At 69.6% G+C, this 22,404-nt stretch carries 21 protein-coding genes; 11 read left to right on the top strand and 10 right to left on the bottom strand.

What is annotated here, in order from left to right; translation table 11 throughout:
- Positions 1–36 precede the first annotated feature (36 nt).
- The 6 genes from ACFV9D_RS11490 to ACFV9D_RS11465 form a co-directional block, all read right to left on the bottom strand.
- Complete coding sequence (locus ACFV9D_RS11490; RefSeq protein WP_385144160.1) at positions 37–1,065, bottom strand: LacI family DNA-binding transcriptional regulator; 1,029 nt, start codon at positions 1,063–1,065, stop codon at positions 37–39.
- Positions 1,066–1,150: 85 nt separating this feature from the next.
- Positions 1,151–1,471: an L-rhamnose mutarotase gene (locus tag ACFV9D_RS11485; RefSeq protein ID WP_385144158.1), complete on the bottom strand. Its 321-nt coding sequence runs from the start codon at positions 1,469–1,471 to the stop codon at positions 1,151–1,153.
- A 103-nt stretch (positions 1,472–1,574) separates the two neighbouring features.
- Positions 1,575–2,660 (bottom strand): rhamnose ABC transporter substrate-binding protein, encoded by a 1,086-nt coding sequence (gene rhaS, locus ACFV9D_RS11480; protein ID WP_385144156.1) that lies wholly within the window; start codon positions 2,658–2,660, stop codon positions 1,575–1,577.
- Between the two features lie 22 nt (positions 2,661–2,682).
- Positions 2,683–3,714 carry an ABC transporter permease gene (locus ACFV9D_RS11475; protein ID WP_385144154.1) on the bottom strand — a complete coding sequence of 344 codons (1,032 nt, stop codon included), beginning with the start codon at positions 3,712–3,714 and terminating at the stop codon, positions 2,683–2,685.
- Entirely contained in the window at positions 3,707–4,762 is a 1,056-nt protein-coding gene (locus tag ACFV9D_RS11470) for an ABC transporter permease (protein ID WP_385144153.1), read from the bottom strand. The genes ACFV9D_RS11475 and ACFV9D_RS11470 overlap by 8 nt, the downstream gene beginning before the upstream one ends.
- Entirely contained in the window at positions 4,759–6,288 is a 1,530-nt protein-coding gene (locus tag ACFV9D_RS11465; RefSeq protein ID WP_385144151.1) for a sugar ABC transporter ATP-binding protein, read from the bottom strand. Before ACFV9D_RS11465 ends, ACFV9D_RS11470 begins: the two co-directional genes overlap by 4 nt.
- A gap of 447 nt (positions 6,289–6,735) precedes the next feature.
- Between ACFV9D_RS11465 and rhaI the strand changes: the two genes are divergently transcribed.
- The 7 genes from rhaI to ACFV9D_RS11430 all read left to right on the top strand — a co-directional run bounded on the left by rhaI (position 6,736) and on the right by ACFV9D_RS11430 (position 15,102).
- Positions 6,736–7,902 (top strand): L-rhamnose isomerase, encoded by a 1,167-nt coding sequence (rhaI, locus tag ACFV9D_RS11460; protein ID WP_385144149.1) that lies wholly within the window; start codon positions 6,736–6,738, stop codon positions 7,900–7,902.
- 49 nt (positions 7,903–7,951) lie between these two features.
- Positions 7,952–9,991 carry a bifunctional aldolase/short-chain dehydrogenase gene (locus ACFV9D_RS11455; RefSeq protein ID WP_385144147.1) on the top strand — a complete coding sequence of 680 codons (2,040 nt, stop codon included), beginning with the start codon at positions 7,952–7,954 and terminating at the stop codon, positions 9,989–9,991.
- Between the two features lie 258 nt (positions 9,992–10,249).
- A complete protein-coding gene (locus ACFV9D_RS11450; protein ID WP_385144145.1) occupies positions 10,250–11,749 on the top strand; it encodes a rhamnulokinase family protein in 1,500 nt (499 codons plus the stop codon).
- Positions 11,749–12,504, top strand: a complete 756-nt coding sequence (locus ACFV9D_RS11445; protein ID WP_385144143.1) for a (Fe-S)-binding protein — start codon at positions 11,749–11,751, stop codon at positions 12,502–12,504. The genes ACFV9D_RS11450 and ACFV9D_RS11445 overlap by 1 nt, the downstream gene beginning before the upstream one ends.
- Complete coding sequence (locus ACFV9D_RS11440) at positions 12,501–13,943, top strand: LutB/LldF family L-lactate oxidation iron-sulfur protein (RefSeq protein ID WP_385144141.1); 1,443 nt, start codon at positions 12,501–12,503, stop codon at positions 13,941–13,943. The genes ACFV9D_RS11445 and ACFV9D_RS11440 overlap by 4 nt, the downstream gene beginning before the upstream one ends.
- Complete coding sequence (locus ACFV9D_RS11435) at positions 13,940–14,587, top strand: lactate utilization protein C (protein WP_385144139.1); 648 nt, start codon at positions 13,940–13,942, stop codon at positions 14,585–14,587. The genes ACFV9D_RS11440 and ACFV9D_RS11435 overlap by 4 nt, the downstream gene beginning before the upstream one ends.
- A gap of 176 nt (positions 14,588–14,763) precedes the next feature.
- Complete coding sequence (locus ACFV9D_RS11430; protein ID WP_385144343.1) at positions 14,764–15,102, top strand: SCO0607 family lipoprotein; 339 nt, start codon at positions 14,764–14,766, stop codon at positions 15,100–15,102.
- A gap of 94 nt (positions 15,103–15,196) precedes the next feature.
- Here the strand turns inward: ACFV9D_RS11430 and ACFV9D_RS11425 are convergent, their stop codons facing one another.
- On the bottom strand, positions 15,197–15,745 hold the full coding sequence (locus tag ACFV9D_RS11425) for a GNAT family N-acetyltransferase (RefSeq protein ID WP_385144137.1): 549 nt from the start codon (positions 15,743–15,745) through the stop codon (positions 15,197–15,199).
- Positions 15,746–16,003: 258 nt separating this feature from the next.
- Here ACFV9D_RS11425 and ACFV9D_RS11420 point away from each other — a divergent pair, with 258 nt between their 5' ends.
- The 3 genes from ACFV9D_RS11420 (at position 16,004) to ACFV9D_RS11410 (ending at position 17,628) form a co-directional block, all read left to right on the top strand.
- A complete protein-coding gene (locus ACFV9D_RS11420) occupies positions 16,004–16,711 on the top strand; it encodes a helix-turn-helix transcriptional regulator (protein ID WP_385144135.1) in 708 nt (235 codons plus the stop codon).
- Positions 16,712–16,743: 32 nt separating this feature from the next.
- A complete protein-coding gene (locus ACFV9D_RS11415; RefSeq protein ID WP_385144133.1) occupies positions 16,744–17,298 on the top strand; it encodes a DUF3291 domain-containing protein in 555 nt (184 codons plus the stop codon).
- A 147-nt stretch (positions 17,299–17,445) separates the two neighbouring features.
- The gene (locus ACFV9D_RS11410; protein WP_385144131.1) at positions 17,446–17,628 is read left to right on the top strand and encodes a CsbD family protein; all 183 of its coding nucleotides are present in this window, start codon (positions 17,446–17,448) and stop codon (positions 17,626–17,628) included.
- A 145-nt stretch (positions 17,629–17,773) separates the two neighbouring features.
- On the opposite strand, the gene ACFV9D_RS11405 is transcribed toward ACFV9D_RS11410, so the two are convergent.
- The 3 genes from ACFV9D_RS11405 to ACFV9D_RS11395 all read right to left on the bottom strand — a co-directional run bounded on the left by ACFV9D_RS11405 (position 17,774) and on the right by ACFV9D_RS11395 (position 20,886).
- Positions 17,774–18,919 carry an alpha/beta fold hydrolase gene (locus ACFV9D_RS11405; RefSeq protein ID WP_385144129.1) on the bottom strand — a complete coding sequence of 382 codons (1,146 nt, stop codon included), beginning with the start codon at positions 18,917–18,919 and terminating at the stop codon, positions 17,774–17,776.
- 408 nt (positions 18,920–19,327) lie between these two features.
- Positions 19,328–20,434, bottom strand: a complete 1,107-nt coding sequence (locus ACFV9D_RS11400; protein WP_385144127.1) for a hypothetical protein — start codon at positions 20,432–20,434, stop codon at positions 19,328–19,330.
- Positions 20,435–20,577: 143 nt separating this feature from the next.
- The gene (locus ACFV9D_RS11395) at positions 20,578–20,886 is read right to left on the bottom strand and encodes a hypothetical protein (RefSeq protein WP_385144125.1); all 309 of its coding nucleotides are present in this window, start codon (positions 20,884–20,886) and stop codon (positions 20,578–20,580) included.
- Positions 20,887–21,426: 540 nt separating this feature from the next.
- Between ACFV9D_RS11395 and ACFV9D_RS11390 the strand changes: the two genes are divergently transcribed.
- Entirely contained in the window at positions 21,427–22,398 is a 972-nt protein-coding gene (locus tag ACFV9D_RS11390) for a formylglycine-generating enzyme family protein (protein ID WP_385144123.1), read from the top strand.
- Positions 22,399–22,404 lie beyond the last annotated feature (6 nt).

Below are 22,404 nucleotides of genomic sequence, written 5' to 3'. Positions count from 1 at the left end.
CTCACCGGAACCGAGCCAGCGTGCCTGAACCCCGCCCTATCTCTGCGCCAGACTGGACTGACGTACCACCAGCTCCGGCTGGAGGATGACGTGTTCGTGCTCGTGCTCGTCGGCCTCGTCGCCGGTCTCCTGGAGCAGGAGGTCCGCCGCGAGGGTGCCGATGGTGCGGGCGGGCTGGCGTACCGAGGTGAGGGGGACCGTGGCCGCCGCCGCGAACTCGATGTCGTCGTAGCCGACGATCGCCATGTCCTCGGGGACCCGGACGCCCGCCGCGTACATGGACTGGAGGACGCCGAGGGCCAGAAGGTCATTGGCGCAGAACACGGCGGTGGGCCGCTCGGCCAGGCCGAGGAGTCGGGCGCCCGCGTCGCGTCCGGCGGCGACGTCGAGGCGTTCGGCGGGGATCTCCCTGAGCGCCTCGGCGGGCAGGCCGGCCTCGGCGAGGGCGAGCAGGGCGCCCTCTCGCCGGTCCCGTATCTGCTGGAGATGCGGAGGGCCGCTGACGAAGGCGATCGACCGGTGCCCGGCCATGGTCAGGTGACGGATCGCCATGGAGCCGCCGGCGACGTCGTCGACCGAGACCGAACAGCCGTCCAGATCGGTGGCCACCCGGTCCACGAGCACGAACGGGATGCCGTGACGGCGGAACTCCCGCAGGTTGGCGCCACTGGGGTCGGCGGGGGTGATCAGCACACCGCGCACGCGCTGCTCGGCGAAGAGGGAGAGATAGTCGGCCTCGTCCCGCGCGTTCTGTGCGCTGTTGCACACCATGACGCCGAGGCCGGCGGCCCGGGCTGTGCGCTCGGCCCCGTGTGCGATGTCGACGAAGAACGGGTTGCCCATGTCCAGGACGAGCAGCGCCATGATGCGGCTCCGACCCGCCCGGAGCTGCCGGGCGGAATCGCTGCGGACGTAACCCAGGCGAGCGATCACGCCTTGCACGTGCTGCCTGGTCCCCGGCGACACACGCTCCGGCTGGTTGATCACGTTCGAGACCGTGCCCACGGAGACGCCGGCTTCGCGTGCCACGTCCTTGATGCCGACTGTCCGTGCGGTGCCCGTCATCCGTCCCACCTGATCTGTCCCGCTGCCTGCTCGTCCGAGCGACGTCCCGCCTGGGAATGCCATCCTACGCAGGAGGTATTCCGCGTCATGCGAGGTGGAAGACCTCCGTGAGCGGCCGCATCGCGGCGTCCGGGGCCTGTCCGTCCAGCTCTTCGAAGAACTCGGCCATCTCCGCCTGCCAGCGCGCGTTCACCTCCGTGGCGTCCATGGCGGAACGGGCCCTGTCGAAGTCCGGGGTCTCCAGATATCCGACGAGCAGACCGTCCTCCCGGAGGAACAGAGAGTAGTTGTGCCAGCCTGTTGCCGAGAGCGCGGACAGCATCTCCTCCCAGACGTGCTCATGACGGACTCGGTACTCCGCGACCTTCTCGGCCCGGACCTTCAGAAGGAAGCAGACGCGCTCCACGGGGGTCTCCTCGCTCGTGACATGGGATGGGGCGGGGTGTGGGGTGCGGTGGGTTCGGGAGAGGGGCCGCACCTCTCCGTGGCGGCCCCACGTCCCTGACGGATCAGAAGTCGAACCGGTCGATGTTGGTCTTGTCGAAGACGGTGGGCTTGCCGAGCGAGACCACGCCGTTGTCTCCGATGGTGAAGGTGCCCAGGTCGCCGGCCGTGAACGTCTCGTCCTTCGCACCGGTGATCCGGCCGGACTCGAGCGCGACGGCCGTGTGGGCGGCGAGCGCGCCGAGCTTGGCCGGGTCCCACAGCTCGAAGCCCTCGACGGTGCCGTCCTTGACGTAGGCGCGCATGTCGTTGGGGGTGCCGAGGCCGGTCAGCTTGACCTTGCCCTTGTACGTGGAGCCGGACAGGTACTGGGCGGCCGCCTTGATGCCGACCGTGGTGGGCGAGATGATCCCCTTGAGGTTCGGGTACTCCTGGAGCAGGCCCTGGGTCTGCTGGAAGGACTTCTGGGCGTCGTCGTCTCCGTAGACGGTCTTGACCAGCTTGATGTCCTTGTACTCGGGCTTCTCCAGCTCCTTCTTCATGAAGTCGATCCAGGTGTTCTGGTTGGTGGCCGTCTGCGCCGCCGAGAGGATCGCGATCTCGCCCTTGCCGCCGATCTGCTTCGACAGCAGCTGGGCCTGGGTGCGGCCGAGGTCCTCGGCGCTCGCCTGGGAGACGAAGACCTGGCGGCAGTCGGCCCGGGTGTCGGAGTCGTAGGTGACGACGCTGACACCGTTCTTCATGGCCTGCTTGAGGGCCGTGCACAGAGCGCCCGGGTCCTGCGCGGAGACCGCGATGCCGTCGACCTGTTGCTGGGTGAGGGTGTTGACGTAGGAGACCTGGCCGGCGGTGTCGGTGCCACTGCTGGTGCCGACCTCCTTGTACGCGGAACCGAGCTGCTCCAGGGCCTTCCTGCCACCGTTGTCGGAGGTGGTGAAGTACGGGTTGTTGACCTGCTTGGGCAGGAAGGCGACGGTGAGGCCCTTCTTGGTGGCCGCGTTCGGGTCGGCCTTGCCGGTGACGGCCGGGCCGGCCTCCTTGTTCGCCGAGTCCTTCGTCGTACCGGAGCAGGCCGTGACGCCGAGGGCGAGGGCGGCGGTGACGGCGAGCGCGGCGGTGAGGCGGCGGTTCCTGGCGGTGGTGCCGTGCATGGAGGTGCCTTTCTCTGTGGAACTACGCGGTGGGGGAAGGCGATACGGGGGATGCGGCCGCGGTTCTCCTGCGAGCCCGGGCCTGGGCGATCTGCCGACCGACGCGGGGCGCGAGGACGGAGAGGACCAGGAGGACCCCGGTGACGACGATCTGCGACTGGGCGGAGACGTTCACGAGGCTCATGACGTTCTGCAGGGTGCCGAGCAGGAACACGCCCGCGATGGCGCCGCCGAGGGTGCCCTTGCCGCCGTCGAAGTCGATACCGCCGAGCAACACCGCGGCGATGACGGAGAGTTCGAGGCCGGTGGCATTGTCGTAGCGGGCGCTGGCGTAGTGCAGGGCCCAGAAGACACCGGTGAGCGCGGAGACGAGGCCGGTGGTGACGAACATCGACAGCTTGAGCCGCTTGACGCGGATGCCCGCGAACCGGGCTGCCTCCTCGCTCGCGCCGGTCGCGAACAGGGAGCGTCCGACGGGGGTGGCGTGCAGCACCACGACAGCGACGGCGAGCAGGACGGTGAAGGGAACGGCGGCGTACGGGATGGAGGTGTCGCCGATTCGGCCCGCGCCGAAGTCGAGGTACTGGGCGGGGAAGTCGGTGACGGAGTCGGAGCCGAGCACGATCTGCGCGATGCCGCGGTAGGCGGCCATGGTGCCGATGGTGACCGCGAGGGACGGCAGGCCGAGCCGGGTGACGAGCACTCCGTTGACCAGGCCGCAGACGAGGCCGAGCAGCAGGCACAGCGGGATGATCGCCTCGATGCTCATGCCGGCGTTCCACAGCGCGCCCATCACGGCCCCGGAGAGTCCCGCCGTGGAGCCGACGGAGAGGTCGACCTCGCCCGCGACCACGAGCATGGTCATCGGTAGGGCGATCAGGGCGATCGGCAGGGTGTTGCCGATCAGGAACGACAGGTTCAGCGCGTTGCCGAAGTTGTCGACGAAGGAGAACGAGCAGATCAGCAGCGTCAGCAGGAGGGCGCCGACCGCGCTGTCCCAACGCACCGCGCCCTGAAGACGGGCGAGGGCGGGGGCCTTGGAGATGTCAGGCATGGCGGGCACTCCTCATCTGTGCGGCCTTCTTGCGCAGGGCTGCGGCCACCCGCAGGGCCAGGATCCGGTCGACGGCGATGGCGAGCAGCAGCAGGAAGCCGTTGATCGCGGTGACCCAGACCGAGTTCACTCCGAGGGCCGGGAGCACGCTGTTGATGGAGGTCAGCAGCAGGGCGCCGAGCGCGGCGCCGTAGACGGTGCCGGAGCCGCCGGTGAAGGCGACACCGCCGACGACGACAGCGCTGACGACGGTGAGCTCGAATCCGTTGCCGGTGGCGGAGTCGACGTTGCCGAAGCGGGCGAGGTAGAGGGCGCCCGCGAGGCCGGCGAGCGCGCCGCAGAGCACGTACGCGGTCATGATCCGCGCGCGGACCGGGATGCCGGCGAGCCGTGCGGCCTCCGGGCTCGATCCGAGCGCGTACATGTCGCGTCCGCCGTGGTAGCTGCGCAGGTAGAAGGCGACGGCCACCAGAACGGCGAGAGCGAGCAGGGCGAGATGGGGCACCACTCCGATCCCGTCGTGGCCGAAGTCGACGAAGCTCGACGGGAGCGCGTCGGCGGTGATCTGCCGGGAGCCGACCCAGATGGAGTCGATGCCGCGGACGATGTAGAGGGTGCCCAGGGTCACGACGAGGGCGGGCACCTTGCCGAGGCTGACGAGCGCTCCGTTGAGGACGCCGAACACGGCGCCGAGCGCGGTCGCGAGAAGGACCGCGACGAGCGGGTTGCCCCCGTCCTGGAGGTGGATGCCGGCGGCGAACGCCGAGATGCCGAGCACGGAGCCGACCGACAGGTCGACGTTCCGGGTGATGACGACGACGGCCTGGCCCACGGCGACCAGGACCAGAATGGTCGCATTGAGCATCAGGTCCTTGATGCCCTGCTCGGACAGGAACTCGGTGTTGGACAACTGGGTCGCACCGAGCATCAGCACGAGGACGGCGACCACGGCCAGTTCGCGGGCCTTGAACACCTTGTCGACGAGGCGCCGCGAGGCGGTGGGCGTGGGTGCGGTCTCCGGCCGCACCGGTCCGGCGGTGATGGTCATGCCGCGTCCCTTCCTCGGTCGGCACGCCCCGTCGCCGCGGCCATCACGCTCTCCTCGGTGGCCTCGGCCCGCGGGATCTCGGCGGTCAGCCGCCCCTCGTGCATGACCAGGACCCGGTCGGCCATGCCGAGGATCTCGGGCAGGTCGGAGGAGATCATCAGTACCGCCACGCCTTCGGCGGCGAGCGAGGAGAGCAGGCGGTGCACCTCGGCCTTGGTGCCGACGTCGATGCCCCGGGTCGGTTCGTCCACGATCAGTACCTGCGGGGCGGTGGCCAGCCACTTGGCGAGTACGACCTTCTGCTGGTTGCCGCCGGAGAGCGTGCCGACGACATCGGCGAGGCGGGCGTACTTGACCTGGAGCTTCACCGCCCAGTCCACCGCCCGGCTGCGCTCGGCCCGGCGGTTCATCACCCCGGCGCGGGTGGTGTCGGCGAAACCGGTGAGCCCGATGTTCCGCTCGATGGACATGTCCATCACCAGGCCCTGGGCGCGCCGGTCCTCGGGTACGAGGGCGAGACCGGCCGCCATGGCCAGGCTCGGCGCGCCCGACTTGAGCTTCCTGCCGAGCACCTCGACCTCGCCGCCGTCGAAGCGGTCGACGCCGAACACGGCCCGCGCCACTTCGCTGCGACCGGCTCCGACCAGACCCGCGAGTCCGACGATCTCTCCGCGGCGGACCTCGAAGGAGACGTCTGTGAAGACCCCTTCTCGGGTGAGCCGGCGCAAGGCGAGGGCCACTTCGCCGATCTCGGTCTCCTGCTTGGGGTACAGCTCGTCGAGATCGCGGCCCACCATGCGGCGCACGAGGTCGTCCTCGCTCAGGCCGTCGACGGGCTCGCCGGCGACGAAGGCGCCGTCGCGGAGGGTGGTGACGCGCTGGCACAGGTCGAAGATCTCCTCGAGGCGGTGCGAGATGAACAGCACCGCCGCTCCCTGCTCGCGCAGCGTCTTCACGACGCCGAAGAGGCGGGCGACCTCGCTGCCGGTGAGCGCCGCGGTCGGCTCGTCCATGATCAGGACACGGGCGTCCAACGACAGGGCCTTGGCGATCTCGACCAGTTGCTGGTCGGCTATGGACAGGCCGCGGGCGGGCTGGTCGGGATCGAGGTCGACACCGAGACGGGTGAAGAGTTCGGCAGCGGCGCGGCGGACCGCGCGGTGGTCCACCCGGCCGAGCGAGCGGCGCGGCTGTCGTCCCACGAAGATGTTCTCCGCCACCGACAGGTCGGGGAAGAGGGTCGGCTCCTGGTAGATCACGGCGACTCCCGCGTCACGGGAGTCGGCCGGGCTGTGGAAGTCGACCGGCTTGCCGTCGAGCAGGACCGTGCCCGTGTCCGGACGGTGCACGCCGGCGAGCGTCTTGATCAGGGTCGACTTGCCCGCGCCGTTCTCACCCGCGAGGGCATGGGCCTCGCCGGCGTACAGCCGCAGCGAGACGCCGCGCAGGGCCCGGACGGCACCGAAGGACTTGCTCACCCCCTCCAGCGCGAGCACCGGAGTCGTCTCCGGTTCAGGTTGCGTCATTGCGTGTCTCCATGGGTGTGCCAGGGGTCTGCCAGGGGTGATGTGTCGGGGTGGTGTGTCGGCGGGGCGCGGCAGGTGGTGCCGCCGGATCCCCTCGATGTGAAATGTTTCATTCGGGTTGCCCGGAAGTTAGCCCCGCCCGCCTCGTCGGTCAAGAGGTCTCTTCCGCGCCCCCACCGCCCCCTGGCGACCGCCCGCTCGGTTCAACTCCTGTGAACTGCGAGATGAGCGGCGCGTTCGGGATACCGGACGATGCGAACGACACGATTCGACAACGCGGTCGGAACGCTCCCTCGGCCGGCTCGACACCTTGACGGTCACCATGTCGCGGGCTAGCTTCACTCACGAAATGAATCGATTCACACATTCGGTTCGGCACTCGCCGACCCCACTTCGGGGACGGGGCCGGCCGGGCTCCCCCGTTCTTCCAGCCATCCAGAGGTGACCATGCCTGACATCGCCGCCGTGAAGGCCGCACTCGCCGGCCAGCGGATCGAGACACCGTCCTGGGGGTACGGGAACTCCGGCACCCGGTTCAAGGTGTTCGCGCAGGACGGTGTGCCACGGACGCCGTACGAGAAGCTGGACGACGCGGCTCAGGTGCACGCGTTCACCGGCGTCGCCCCCAAGGTGTCGCTGCACATCCCGTGGGACCGGGTCGAGGACTACGCGGCGCTGGCGACGTACGCCAAGGAGCGCGGCCTGGAACTGGGTGCGATCAACTCCAACACCTTCCAGGACGACGCGTACAAGCTCGGCAGCGTCTGCCACCCGGACCCGAAGGTGCGCCGCAAGGCCGTCGACCATCTCCTGGAGTGCGTCGACATCATGGACGCCACGGGGTCGAAGGACCTGAAGCTGTGGTTCGCGGACGGCACGAACTACCCCGGCCAGGACGACATCGTCGCCCGCCAGAACCGGCTGGCCGAGGCGCTGGCCGAGGTGTACGAGCGGCTCGGGGACGACCAGCGGCTGCTGCTCGAGTACAAGTTGTTCGAGCCGGCCTTCTACACCACCGATGTGCCGGACTGGGGCACCTCGTACGCCCACTGTCTCAAGCTGGGCCCGAAGGCGCAGGTCGTCGTGGACACCGGCCACCACGCACCGGGCACCAACATCGAGTTCATCGTCGCGTTCCTCCTGCGGGAGGGGAAACTGGGCGGCTTCGACTTCAACTCGCGCTTCTACGCGGACGACGACCTGATGGTCGGCTCCGCGGACCCCTTCCAGCTCTTCCGGATCATGCACGAGGCCGCCAGGAACGGCGGCCTGCTGCCGGAGACGAACGTGGCCTTCATGCTCGACCAGTGCCACAACATCGAGGCGAAGATCCCGGCCGTCATCCGCTCGGTGATGAACGTCCAGGAGGCCACCGCCAAGGCCCTCCTCGTCGACCTCGACGAGCTGCGCGACGCCCAGCGGTCCGGTGACGTGCTCGCCGCGAACGCCGCGCTGATGGACGCCTACAACACCGACGTACGTCCCCTGCTGCGCGAGCTCCGCGAGGAACAGGGACTCCACCCCGACCCGGTCGCCGCCTATCGGGCCGCCGGCTGGCAGGAGCGGATCGTCGCCGAGCGGGTCGGCGGCGAGCAGGCCGGCTGGGGCGCCTGAGCCCCCGACGCGACGGACCGACACTCCCATGACGAAGGAACACGCACCCATGGCACCGCACCCCGAAGTCGCCGCCCTCCTGGAGCGCGCGCACCGACTGGGCTCCGACCCCCGCACCACCAACTACGCCGGCGGCAACGCCTCGGCCAAGGGCTCGGTCACCGACCCGGTGACCGGCGGCGACGTCGAGCTGATGTGGGTCAAGGGCTCCGGCGGCGACCTGGGCACCCTCACCGAGGACGGCCTCGCCGTACTGCGCCTGGACCGGTTGCGGGCGCTCACGGACGTCTACCCGGGGGTGGAGCGCGAGGACGAGATGGTCGCCGCGTTCGACTACTGCCTGCACGGCAAGGGCGGCGCCGCACCCTCCATCGACACCGCCATGCACGGCTTGGTGGACGCCGCACACGTCGACCACCTCCACCCCGACTCCGGTATCGCGCTCGCCTGTGCGGCGGACGGGGAGGCGCTGACCAAGGAGTGTTACGGCGGCAAGGTGGCCTGGGTGCCGTGGCGCCGCCCCGGATTCCAACTGGGCCTGGACATCGCGGCGATCAAGGAGGCCAACCCGCGGGCGGTCGGTGTCGTCCTCGGCGGCCACGGCATCACCGCCTGGGGAGCCACGGCCGAGGAGTGCGAGAAGAACGCCCTGTGGATGATCCGTACGGCTGAGGAGTTCCTCGTCGGCAGGGGCAAGGAGCAGCCGTTCGGCGCGCCGATGGAGGGGTACGAAGCCCTGGACGAGGAGCTGCGCCGGGAGCGGGCCGCCGCACTGGCGCCCGTGATCCGAGCCCTGGCGTCCCAGGACCGGCCGCAGGTCGGCCACTTCACCGACTCCGACGCGGTGCTCGACTTCCTCGCCCACGACCAGCACCCGCGTCTCGCGGCCCTCGGCACCTCCTGCCCGGATCACTTCCTGCGCACGAAGGTCCGTCCGCTGGTCCTGGACCTGCCCGCGTCCGCGCCCCTGGACGGGGCGGTCGCCCGGCTGAAGGAGCTGCACGCCGAGTACCGCGAGGAGTACGCCTCCTATTACGCGCGGCACGCCACCGCCGACTCGCCCGCGATGCGCGGCGCCGACCCGGCGATCGTTCTCGTCCCCGGCGTCGGCATGTTCTCCTTCGGCAAGGACAAGCAGACCGCACGCGTGGCGGGCGAGTTCTACGTCAACGCGATCAACGTGATGCGGGGTGCCGAGGCGGTCTCCACGTACTCCCCCATCGAGGAGTCGGAGAAGTTCCGCATCGAGTACTGGGAGTTGGAGGAGGCCAAGCTGCGGCGCATGCCGAAGCCGAAGCCGCTCGCCACCCGCGTCGCGCTGGTGACGGGTGCGGGCAGCGGCATCGGCAAGGCGATCGCCCACCGGCTCGTCGCCGAGGGCGCCTGTGTGGTCGTCGCCGACCTCGACGGCGAGAACGCGGAAGCCGTGGCCGAGGAGCTGGGCGGCCCCGACAAGGCGGTCCCGGTGACCGTGGACGTGACGTCCGAGACGCAGATCGTCGCGGCCTTCCGTGCGGCCCTGCTCGCCTTCGGCGGCGTCGATCTGGTCGTCAACAACGCGGGCATCTCGATCTCCAAGCCGCTCCTGGAGACCACGGCACGCGACTGGGACCTCCAGCACGACATCATGGCCCGCGGCTCCTTCCTGGTCTCCCGGGAAGCCGCGCGGGTCATGACCGAGCAGGGCCTCGGCGGCGACATCGTCTACGTCGCCTCCAAGAACGCGGTCTTCGCGGGCCCGAACAACATCGCCTACTCCGCCACCAAGGCCGACCAAGCCCACCAGGTCCGCCTCCTCGCCGCCGAGCTGGGCGAACACGGCATCCGCGTCAACGGCGTCAACCCCGACGGGGTCGTCCGCGGCTCCGGCATCTTCGCCGCGGGCTGGGGAGCCCAGCGGGCGGCGACCTACGGCATCGAGGAGGAGAAGCTCGGCGAGTTCTACGCCCAGCGCACTCTGCTCAAGCGCGAGGTCCTGCCCGAGCACGTCGCGAACGCGGTCTTCGCCCTGACCGGCGGCGACCTGACCCACACCACCGGCCTCCACATCCCCGTCGACGCGGGCGTCGCGGCGGCGTTCCTGCGCTGACGGGCGCGCTCCGATCGCTGTGGGGGCCGGTGAACTGACGCGCCGGGCCCAGGGCGCCGACCCGCGCACCCGATCGACCTGGGGCCCGTGACCTGACGCGCCGGCCCCAGGTGCACCTTCCTCCGGCTCTCCTCCCCCGGCTATCCCCCCGACTCTCCCCCCCGGCTTTCCCCCCGACTCTCCCCCCCGGCTTTCCCCCCGGTTCTCCTCCCCCGCTCTCCTCCCCGACCAGCCGCGCGCACCGCGGAGGTACCTCACGTGACGACCACCCCACCGTCCTCCGCCTGTCCGTCCCCGTTCGCCGCGGTCGATCTCGGCGCCACCAGCGGGCGCGTGATCCTCGGTCGGGTCGGCCAGGACAACCTCGACCTCACCGAGGTCCACCGGTTCCCCAACCCTCCCGTTCTGCTCCCCGACGGGCTGCGCTGGGATGTCCTCTCCCTGTTCCAGTGCATCCTCGACGGTCTGCGTGAAGCCGCCCGTGCGGGCGGTGTCACGTCGATCGGCGTGGACACCTGGGCGGTCGACTACGGCCTCCTGGACGCGGACGGCGCCCTGCTCGGCCACCCCTTCCACTACCGCGACGGCCGCACCGAAGGAGCCGCCGAACGTGTGTGGACCACGGTCCGCCGTGAAGAGCTGTACGGGATCACGGGCCTGCAGCACCTCCCGTTCAACACCGTGTTCCAGCTCGCAGCGGCCGCGGGGAGTGTCCAACTGGGTGTGGCTCGGACCCTGTTGCTCATCCCGGACCTGCTGATCCACTGGCTGACCGGATCCATCGGAGCCGAGGAGACCAACGCCTCGACCACCGGTCTCTTCGACGCTCGCACCGGGACCTGGTCCAAAGAGATCCTCGGCCGGCTCTCCCTCGAACCCGGACTGCTGCCACGACTGCGCGCCCCCGGTGACCCGGCGGGCACGTTGCTGCCCCATGTCGCCGCCTACACAGGGCTCGACGCCCGGACTCCGGTGACCACGGTCGCCTCGCACGACACCGCGTCCGCGGTGGTCGCCGTACCGGCAACGGAACCGAACTTCGCGTACATCTCGTCCGGCACCTGGTCACTGGCCGGGCTCGAACTCGACGCCCCGGTCCTGACCGGGGCGTCCCGGGCCGCCAACTTCACCAACGAGCGCGGCATCGACGGCACCATCCGCTTCCTGCGCAACATCATGGGCATGTGGCTGCTCGAGGAAAGTCGCCGCACCTGGGAGAAGCAGGGCCTCCCCACCCACATCCCGGCCCTCCTCGCCGACGCCGCCCGAGCCGAGCCGTTCGCCTCGGTCGTCGACCCGGACGCCCCGGAGTTCCTCGCCCCCGGCGACATGCCGGCCCGCATCCGGGACTTCTGCACCCGCACCGGCCAGCGCGCACCGGGCAGCCAGGGCGCGGTGGTCCGCTGCATCCTGGAGAGCCTGGCCCTCGCCCACCGCCGCACCCTGCGGCAGGCAGCCGAGCTCGCCGGCCGTGACATGACCCACGTCCACCTCGTCGGCGGCGGATCGCGCAACGATCTCCTGTGCCAACTGACCGCCGACGCCACCGGACTGCCCGTGATCGCCGGCCCCGCCGAAGCCACCGCGCTCGGCAACATCCTCGTCCAGGCCCGGGCCGCCGGCCTGGTGGGGGACCTGTCCGCCATGCGCACGCTCGTCGCTTCCACCCAGCACCTGCGGCACTACGCCCCCCGGGGGGACACCGCCGCCTGGGACGCGGCCGCCGCCCGACTCGACCCCGCCCCGAGGACCTCCTGATGCGCGTCGCCCTCTTCGCCACCTGCGTCAACGACGCCGTCTACCCCTCCACGGCCATCGCCACCGTCAAGGTGCTGAGGCGCCTCGGCCTGGAGGTCGACTTTCCCGCCTCCCAGACCTGCTGTGGGCAGCCCCAGTTCAACACGGGCTACCGGCGGGAGACCGAACCTCTGGTACGGCGCATGGCACGGGCCTTCGCGGGCTACGACTACGTGGTCACGCCCTCCGGGTCCTGCGTCGCCATGGTGCGCGACAACTACCCCAGGATCGGGGCGAAGGCGCGCGCCGAGGGGCGTGGCACGGAGCTGGCGGACGCGGCCTCGTCACTCGTCCCCCGGACGTACGAGCTGACGGAGTTCCTGGTCGACGTGCTGGGGGTGACGGACGTCGGCGCGTACTACCCGCACAAGGTCACCTACCATCCCTCCTGCCACGGCCTGCGCTCCCTCCGCCTCGCGGACCGTCCGTACCGGCTACTGACGGCGGTCAAGGGGTTGGAGCTGGTGGAGCTGCCGGGGGCCGAGGAGTGCTGCGGTTTCGGCGGTACGTTCGCGGTGAAGAACGCCGACGTGTCGGCCGCCATGGGCGCCGACAAGGTCCGCAACGCCCTGTCCACCGGTGCGGATGTGCTGTGCGGCGCCGACAACTCCTGTCTGATGCACCTGGGCGGCATGCTTCGCCGCCAGGACGCCCCGCAGCGCGCGCTGCACATCGCCGAGATCCTGGCGAGCACGGAAGAGGAGCCAGCGGCATGAGCGGTGCGTTCGTGGGGATGCCGGCTTTCCCGAAGGCTGCGCATGAGGCCGTGCGGAACGCCACGCTGCGGGCGAATCTGCGGCACGCGACGCACACCATCCGAGACAAGCGGGCGGTGGCGGTGGCCGAGCTCGACGAATGGGCGGAGCTGCGCGAGGCGGGCAAGCAGATCAAGGACCACACCCTGCGTCATCTCGACCGGTATCTGGTCCAGTTGGAGGAGTCGGTCACTGCGGCCGGGGGGACGGTGCACTGGGCGGTGGACGCCGCCGAGGCGAACCGGATCGTCGCCGACCTGGTCAAGGCCACCGGGGAAAGCGAGGTGGTGAAGGTCAAGTCGATGGCGACGCAGGAGATCGGGCTCAACGAGGCGCTGGAGGCGGAGGGCATCTCCGCCTACGAGACGGATCTGGCGGAGCTGATCGTGCAGCTCGGCGAGGACCGGCCCTCGCACATCCTCGTGCCGGCCATCCACCGCAATCGTGGTGAGATCCGGGACATCTTCCGCTCCGAGATGGGCAAGTGGGGCCGGCCCGCGCCCGAGAACCTGACCGACAGTCCCAGGGAGCTGGCCGAGGCCGCGCGGCTGCACCTCCGGGAGAGGTTCCTGCGGGCGAAGGTGGGCATCTCGGGGGCGAACTTCATGGTGGCCGAGACCGGCACCCTGGTCGTGGTCGAGTCCGAGGGCAACGGCCGGATGTGCCTCACCCTGCCCGAGACCCTGATCTCCGTCGTCGGCATCGAGAAGATCGTGCCGACCTGGCAGGACCTGGAAGTCTTCCTCCAGACCCTGCCCCGCTCCTCGACCGCCGAACGCATGAACCCCTACACCTCCATGTGGACCGGCACCACCGACGGCGACGGACCCCGCACCTTCCACCTCGTCCTGCTCGACAACGGCCGCACCGACACCCTCGCCGACGAGGTCGGCCGCCAGGCCCTGCGCTGCATCCGCTGCTCGGCCTGCCTCAACGTCTGCCCCGTCTACGAACGCGCCGGCGGCCACGCCTACGGCTCCGTCTACCCCGGTCCGATCGGCGCGATCCTCAGCCCTCAACTCCGGGGCACCGCAAGCGAGATCGACGCCTCACTCCCGTACGCGTCCACCCTCTGCGGAGCCTGTTACGACGTGTGCCCGGTCGCCATCGACATCCCCGAAGTCCTCGTCCACCTCCGCGAACGCGTCGCCGACCAGGGTGGCAAGGGCCACCGCCTGGAGAAGGCCGCCATCAAGGCCTCGGGGTGGATCTTCGATCATCCCTCCGCCCTGGCGGCAGGCGAATGGCTCGCGTCCAAAACGCGCACCCTGCATCCCAGACGCCTCCCCGGCCCCGGCGCCGGTCAGTGGACCGACAGCCGCGACCTTCCCGAACTCCCCGCGGAACCGTTCCGTACCTGGTGGAAGCGGAACCAGCAGCGAAAGGAGGACTCCCAGTGAGCAGCAGAGACCTCGTCCTGGGCCGGATCCGACGGGCCCTGGCCGACGTACCTCCGACCGACACCCCGTATGAGCAGGCCGTGTCCCGCGCCTACGTGCGGGAGCACGGCAACCGGGACGCCGAACGGACTGTCGACCTGCTCGCGGAGAACCTGGCCGACTACAGGGCGATCGTCCACCGATGCCGGCCGGACGGGCTGCAGGAGCTGATCGGACGGCTGCTGGCCGAGCGGGGCGCCGGCACCGTACTCGTACCGGAAGGCCTGCCGCGACACCTGCTGGAAGGGACGGCCGCCGACGTCGTCCGCGAACGGGCCGACCACTCCCCCGACGACCTCGATCGTCTCGACAGCGTGGTGACCGGCTGCGCGGTGGCCATCGCCGAGACCGGCACCCTCGTCCTCGACGCCGGCCCGGACCAGGGCCGCCGCCGCCTCACCCTCGTCCCCGACCACCACATCTGCCTCGTCCGCGTCCCCGACCAGGTCGTCTCCTCGGTGCCCCAGGCCCTCGCGCGGCTGGACCCCACCAGGCCCCTCACCTGGATCTCCGGCCCCTCAGCCACCAGCGACATCGAACTCGACCGCGTCGAAGGCGTCCACGGCCCCCGCCGCCTCGACGTCGTCCTCGTCAGCCGCGCCTGACGAGGAAGCCGCGGCATCCGGGAGAGAAACCGTGGGTTTCGAAGACGCCGTCGAGGACCCCCGTCAGCCGGGCACGGGAGACACCCCGTGACCTCTTGAGTACGCGTACTCATGGCACGACGATCCACTTCGGCGAGAGTGGTGCGCACGCCGAACTACAGGAGAGCGCTGTGCAGATGTCCCGCAGGACCAGCCGAACCGCGACTGCTTCCCCACGCGGCAAGTACCGCGCCGCTGCTGCCGCGGCATTCGCATCCGCGGCGGCGATCGTCGCGCTCACCGGATGTTCCTTTGCCTACGAAGAGGACATCTGCAGCGAAGGCGAATACCCGGTACTGACCGTCGGGGGGACCGGGTCCGCTTGCGTCGCGAACGGCGAACAGCCCCCGGAGGGGTTCACGCGCTACCCCGAGGGCAAGGTGCCGCAGCAGGTCGACGACGAGTGGGACGTGTACTGGCGTACCCACACGCTCGACAGGGAAGGCAACATCATCGACGCGCCGGACGCCGGCTGACCAACGTCGGCGTCGCCGCGCACCGTGCCGGTCGCGTCGAGCAGCAGGGTGGCGGCGTCCACGGCCGGCACCATCGCCGCCAGAGAAGAAATGCCTAGACCTCGGGGAGGGAAGGGTCGGGCGTCCAAGGAGATGGTGCGCTGATGGACCAACGCTCGTGGTCGCGCCATGCCCCGTCGATGAAGAGATAGGCGGGCGACAGACCCTCGTAACGAAAGCCCAGGCGCTGAACCAAGGCCAATGACGCCTTGTTTCCCGGCTGAATGTTCGCCTCCAGCCGGTGGAGCCGCAGGTCGTTGAAGGCGTGCTGCAGGGTGACGGTGAGCCCTTCGGCCATGTAGCCCCGCCCCGCAGACGGAGCGAAAGCCGCATAGCCAAGGGACGCTCCCTGGTAACGGCCCCGGATGATCGAGTTGATGTTGACCATGCCGGCAGCTGCACCGGTCTCCTGAACGCGGATCAGAAAGCCCCTGGTGGTTCCGTCGTCAAAGCGGCGCATCCACTCCTGGAACTCCTCCGCGGTCGCGGGCAGTTGCATCCACGGCGCATGGAGCTCGGTGCTGGCCCTCACGAGCGAGCAGAACTCGTCCTGGTCGGCGAGGGTGAGCGGGCACAGTTCGACCCGTGACGGCATGTTGGACATGGGCCAATGTTAGGGCCCTCTCCTGAACAGAAGATCACATGAGTGATCCCAGTTCCGTGGGCGGGCCGCTGCTGTGGCCGGCGGACGAGGCATGGCCGGCGAGCTCCTTCCCGTCCGCACCCTCACGATCTTCGATGTGCACTGCGGCGACGACTCGGCAGCTCACTCGCGGGCGGCGGGGGCCGTAGGTGGCCATTCGCCGGCAGGGCCTGGTTCCGCCTTTCTATATGCAACGCGTGTTGTTCCTAGAATGGTCTGGTGAAGGACATCGACGCGATCGCGGTGTTGCAGGATCCGGTGCGGCGCCGCCTGTACGAGTACGTGGCGGCCCAAGGCCGTGAGGTCGGCCGCAACGAGGCCGCCGAGGCGGCCGGGGTGGCGCGCACGCTCGCTGCGCATCATTTGGACAAGCTGACCGAGGCCGGGCTGCTGGAGAGCGGTAGCCGCCGCCTGACGGGCCGCTCCGGGCCGGGGGCGGGCCGTCCCGCCAAGGTGTACACGCGGGCGCGGGCCGAGCACTCGGTCTCGTTGCCCGCCCGCGACTACCGCACCGCCGCAGAGCTGCTGGCCGAGGCCGCCGAGCAGGCCGGGCTGGACGCCGGGCTCTGCGCGGCCGCACGTCGACGGGGTGAGGCTCTCCGTGGCTCGGCGGCGGCCTGCGGCGACCTGGCAGAGGCCATGGAGGTGCTCGCCGCCCGCGGTTACGAACCGCACCTGGAAAACGCCGAGGACGCCCAGGACAGCGAAGGCCCCGAGGGGGCGACCGGGGCAGCCGCGCGCGTCGTCCGCATGCGCAACTGCCCCTTCCACGCCGTCGCCGAACGCTTCCCGCCGCTCGTCTGCGGCATGAATCTCGCACTGCTGGAAGGGCTGCTCGGCACGGACGGCCCTGTCCGCGCCCGCATGGACGCCCGCCCCGGGGAGTGCTGCGTGGTGGTCGAGGCTTCTAAAAACAATCATGATTGACATAGAAAAGCGGGCCGTGCTGGGATGTGGCCATGACCGCATCCGCGCATGCCGCCCACCTCGCCGAGCTCAACGTCGCCACACTCCTCCACCCCCTCGACGACCCGCGCATGGCGCCGTTCGTCGAGATGCTCAATCCGGTCAACGCCGCCGCGGACAACGCGCCGGGCTTCGTGTGGCGGCTCGTGGAGGAAGGGGTGGCTGACGCCACCGGTCTGCGTCCGGCGGGCGAGGACGTCATCGTCAACCTGTCGGTGTGGGAAACCCAGGAGGCGCTGTGGGACTTCACCTACCGCAGTGGGCACCTGGAGGTGATGCGGGGGCGCCGCGAATGGTTCGAGCGGCACGTCGAGGCGCACCTGGTGCTCTGGTGGGTCCCCGCCGGTCACCTCCCGACCGTCGACGAGGCCCTCGAGCGGCTGACGGAACTGCGGGCGCACGGGCCGTCCGCGCGCGCGTTCACCTTCACCTCCTCCTACACCGCCGCCGAGGCCGCCCACCTCCTTCAGGCCGTACCGCCGGCGCGGCCCGAACAGGCCGCCAGGAGCGCGCGGCCGATGCCCGCCGGGGACGCGGCGGCGCTGTAAGGAAGGGTTGCTCACACCCGGCGTGCAGGCTGCAGGCTGCAGGTACGCCCGCGCTGCGGTGACGGACGCCCCCGCGTCGGCAGGCGCCGCAGCCGACCAGGACCTAGCGTGGACGTGCGGCCGATCCACCAAGGAGGGAGCTCTGCCATGAGCAGCATGGACAAGGCCAAGGGCAAGCTCAAAGAGGTCGCCGGAAAGATCACCGGCAATGAGCGACTCGAGTCCGAGGGCAGGACCGACCAGGTGAAGACCAAGATCCGCGAAACGGTGAAGAGCGTTCGCGAGCACGCCGAGGGCGTCAAGGACTCCCTCAAGCGCGATCGCTCTTGATTCCAACCTCCCGAAGGGTTCTCCCGTGACTGCTGGTCGTCACTGGAGAGCGCCGCGCAGGTCCCGGATGTACCAGTCGAGCCGTGTGCCGTCATTGCTGTGACTGGTGTGATCACAGCGTCGGAGCCGTCCTGGACAGCCCCGTTCACGGCGCCGGGCTGATCGTCCCGTCCTCCGCCATGTCGAAGCTGCCGTGGGTCTTGCCGTCGACCTTGGCGTGCTTGAGCCAGTGCTTCGACAGGTTGTGCAGGTTCTTGTGCTGGCCTTCCCACACGACCTGGTGCCCGGCGCAGGCCATCTTCACCAGCAGCCGGTGCGGCCCCTTGATGGCGTCGTAGAGCGCGGGGACGGAGAAGTTGAGCAGGGGATCGGAGCTGGGCGGTGTCGTGTTCGCTGTCGTGTCGTACTCCCCGTAGGCGATCAGCACCGGCACGCTCCCGCCGAGCACGCCGCCCCGCGCCGCGGCCTTCGTGTTCCAGCCCCACCACAGCGCGTTCCGGAATCGGCTGAGACCCATCGGCTTGCCGGACGACTGAACCTTCCCCCAGGTACGGCCGATCGGATCGATGGCCATCAGTGCCTTCCACACCACATCGACCATGCCGGGTTCACGCTGGTTGGAACAGTGGATCTGAGGGTCCCACGATTTCTGGAATCCATCTCGTGTGAACACATGGGTGGGGAACCCGGCCGCCGGCAGCGTGGACGGCGGGTCCATCCTGCCCAGCGGCGGGAACATGGGTGCGACCAGGAAGAGACTTGAGACCTTGCCGGGGTTGTCGATCGCGTACGGCCCCATCTGGAACGAGGCTGCGGACCACCCGATGAACGCGACCTTCGAGACGTTCCGCAGGGTCCGGATGTACTCGACCACGGTGTCCAGTTCGTCCCAGTCGCTCTGCGAGTTGTTCAGCTGGAAGGGATAGCTGGGCGTGCGCTGCCCCGAGAGTGGATTGGGCGTGAGCAGGGTGGTGTGCAGGGCCGGATTGACGTTGCATGGATCCTCCATGCGAGGCCGCGTCGACCCGCCCGACCCCTGCAGGTCCATCATGAACACGTCGTAGCCGGCCTTGGCCAGCGCCTCGCCCCACCCGTACGTGCCGTGCTGGAGGTCGAAGCCCGCCAGCACGGGAACGCTCCTGCCGTGCAGCATGAGGACGGCCTCCCGCTCGGCTGTGTGGCCGGAGGGCGTGCCGTCGTGCTCCCGTACGAAGAGCTCGATCTGCTGGTCCTTCGTCGCGGGGACCATCGAGGTATGGGGGACCAGGTGGTCGGTCGTTTTGATGGCCAAGACGATTCCTTCCGTCGGCTCGGTCATGAGCGGGGAATTGGCTTTGTTGGGTGAGATTCGAGAGCGTCTGCCGCTCAGCGGTGAAAGAGCCCCTCGCCGAAGTCCCAGGGCGGATCCAGCCTCAGGGCGGCGACGCCCCGGCCTGCCGGGATCAGGAGCTGCTGCGGGGTGATGACAACAGCTCCGCAACAGGAGCGGCGAGGCGCACGCTCCCTCCGGTCGGTACATGGACCGTGCAGGTGACGTGCCCTTCAGCCTGTCCGGCGGGCCAGAGCAGGTCGCAGCGAAGGACGACGTGCCGCCGGCCCGGCACCACCGGCACCCTCTCGTTGACGGGGTGGCGAGCCCCGTCGACGGAGAGCGTCCAGCAGGACACCGGGCCGGGGACGTCGACGCGAAGCGTCTGCCTCACTCGAACTTCACTGAGGACAGGAAGTCGTTGAAGGTGTCCGACCCCCCCGACGGCGAGTGATGCACGGTTACCAGGGGAGGGTCACCGACCGGATCCGATACGGGGACGGCCCCGCCGAGGTTCCGGATGACGGTGAACAGCTGCGGCCCGACCTTCAGACTGAAATCACCGTTCTCGGTGTCGTAGTTGTCCTCGCAGAACCAGTGGACGGCCTTGCCCGGCGGCCCGATGAAGATCATCGAGCTGATCTCGTCCTCGAGCTCGATGTCGTTGGTGAGCAGGTCGTTCTGGATCACCGTCATGTCGTTGAGCACCGGCACCCCGTCCTCCGCGGCGAACGCGAAGTACGTGCTGGCGGTGATCCCGCTGACCAGGGAGTCGAGCCTCAGCAGGAACGCAGCGAGATCGGCGAAGGACTTCAGCGTGGTCAACGTCTCCTGCACGGTCGCCAGCGTCGTCTTCAGCTGGTCGACGCTGCGCAGCGGCGAGTGCCCAGGGACCATGAGGAAGACGAACCCGTCGTCGTCGCCGGCCTTGGGCTGGAACTCCCCATGCCTGAACGCCGCGATCAGCTTCGGGATGAGGAGCGTGGGGATCAGCACGGGGACGGACGGCAGGTCCGCAGGGGACTCCGCCGTCACCGGCGGCGTCGGGGGCGTCCCCTGGACCGTGAGCTTGATTTTGGCGTGAAGCTGGCGACGGACCGGTGCCGGCACCGGATTGGTCGTGGTGAGTTCGTCCACGAGCGGCTTGAACGCAACGGTGATTTCGGTCCCTTTGATCTTGGGCGTACCGCCGTCGTCGAAAGGGACTCCCTTGGCGATGTCCCACTGGTCCTCATGGAGTGGGTTGCCGTTCTCGTCCTTGACGGTCCACACCACCTCTACCTGTACCGGTACCTGCGTCTTGCTGAGCATGGGGATCGAGCCGGCGAGCTGGCCGAGCAGGCCGTTGACTCCGGCTGGCGCGGTCACGCCGCCCAGGGGCTGCCCGCCTGTGATCGCGTTGCCCAGATCCTCCGGAGTGAGGGAGGCTTTCTCAGGCCTGAAACCCGCGAACCTGACGTCCTTCGTGATGAACGTCATGTCGACGGCGCCCTTCACCATCTCCGTGATCTCGACCTGTCTGGGCAGTGGCTCGATCGTGGCATCCACGAGTACGCCGCCCGGCCGCGCTTTGACGACCGGCTGAAGCGACCTCACGAGAGTGTCGAGGACGTTTTGCACGGGAGTGACGGGAGTGGACATCAGCGTGCCTCTCCTGCCATGGCCTGCTCGGCGGCGGGACTGACGGGGTTGGCCGACTGCAGCGAGATGAAGAAGTCCTCCCCACTGGAGAGCAGGAAGTCATTCGCCTTGACGTCGATGAAGTCGTTGTGTCCTTCGTTCATGAGGGCACGGAGTCTTCCCGCCGCGTCGAAGGTGATCCGCCACCCGTTGTTGTGCGGTGTCATGGTGTGTGCCATGGGGATGTCGATCCGCAGGACGGATCGCCTGTTGATGTAGATGGCGGTGCGAGCGGGCGCCGCTTCGGTCCCTTGTATGTGGTCGGCCACGGTGAGCCGCCTCCTTCGTCAGGGTGCTCGGGGTCTCACCGTCAGCATGACCACTGCCCCGCGTCCCCTCCCGTGGCGCGCGACGAACCATTCGCGTGGGGCCCGGCGCTCGGGATCGCTTGGGATCACGCCTTACGCTCCCGGCGCCTCAGGTTCCCCCGCCTGCCCGGCCCCGCCTGTGGTGCTTGCCGCCGACCGGCCCGAGCGTCGGCCGCCGTACGGCGGACATCGACAGCAGCTACGTGGGACAGGCGCACAGCGCCCTTGCCGACCGATCACGCACCGGTGCGCGCCCACGACCTTCACGGCCCAGGGGGCGACCTGCTGCCCACGCCATCGTGAAGACAGCGAGCTCCGTCGCCGACTCGGCGTGCCACACCATCGGCCCTGACCGCCCAGACCTCAAGCGACGGGCCGTGATGGTTCTCCTCGGTCGGACCGGACGGCATGCGCGTCGCGCACACCGTGTCGATGCCCGGGGCGGACGCGTCGGAGCCCGATCATGAGCAGATTGGCGCATCCGATCCTGATGGGTACTCAATGCCGGAAACTGAATCAGGCGGCCGCTGCTGCACTCCGTCCCGAGGCGAGACAGCACGGCATGTGACCGCGACGGTCCCGTCCGCGCCCCCGGCCGACGCGCGGGCGGACGGCATGGTGCGCATTCCCGGCGGTGAGTTCCTGATGGGGGCGGAGGACGACTGGACCGTGCCCGGCGATGGAGAGGGGCCCGTTCATCCGGTGCGGCTCGCGCCCTTCCGGATCGACCGCTGTGCCGTCTCCAACGCGGAGTTCCAGGACTTCACCGACGCGACCGGACACGTCACGGATGCCGAACGCTACGGCTGGTCATTCGTCTTCGCCGGGCTCCTGCCCGCCGACTTTCCCGACACCCGGGCGGTCGCCGATGCCCCCTGGTGGCGACAGGTGTACGGGGCATGGTGGCGGCACCCCGAGGGTCCCGCATCAGATGTACTCGACCGCGCCGAGCACCCGGTCGTCCACGTCTCGTGGAACGACGCCTGGGCCTACGCCGTCTGGGCGGGAAAGCGGCTGCCGACCGAGGCGGAGTGGGAGTACGCCGCCCGTGGCGGCCTCGAACAGCGTGTGTTCCCCTGGGGGGACGGGCTGGAGCCCGGCGGTGAGCACCGGATGAACGTGTGGCAGGGCAGCTTCCCCGACCACAACACCGGCGCGGACGGCTGGTACGGCACGGCGCCCGTCACCGCGTACCCCGCGAACGGTTACGGCCTGCACAACATGTGTGGCAACGTCTGGGAGTGGTGCGCGGACTGGTACTCGCCCACCTACTACGAAGGCAGCCCGAAGGACGGTCCGCTCGGCCCTTCGCTCGGCATGCAGCGGGTGATCCGCGGCGGGTCCTACCTTTGCCACGCCTCCTACTGCCGCCGCTACCGCGTCGCCGCCCGCAGCTCCAGCTCCCCCGACAGCAGCACCGGCAACCAGGGGTTCCGCTGCGCCCGCGACGACACACCGGCGAGGGCCCAGTGAGCGGCA

It is taken from the genome of Streptomyces sp. NPDC059875 (genome assembly GCF_042731085.1).
GTDB lineage: Bacteria > Actinomycetota > Actinomycetes > Streptomycetales > Streptomycetaceae > Streptomyces.
This window is presented reverse-complemented; position numbering and strand designations above follow the sequence as displayed.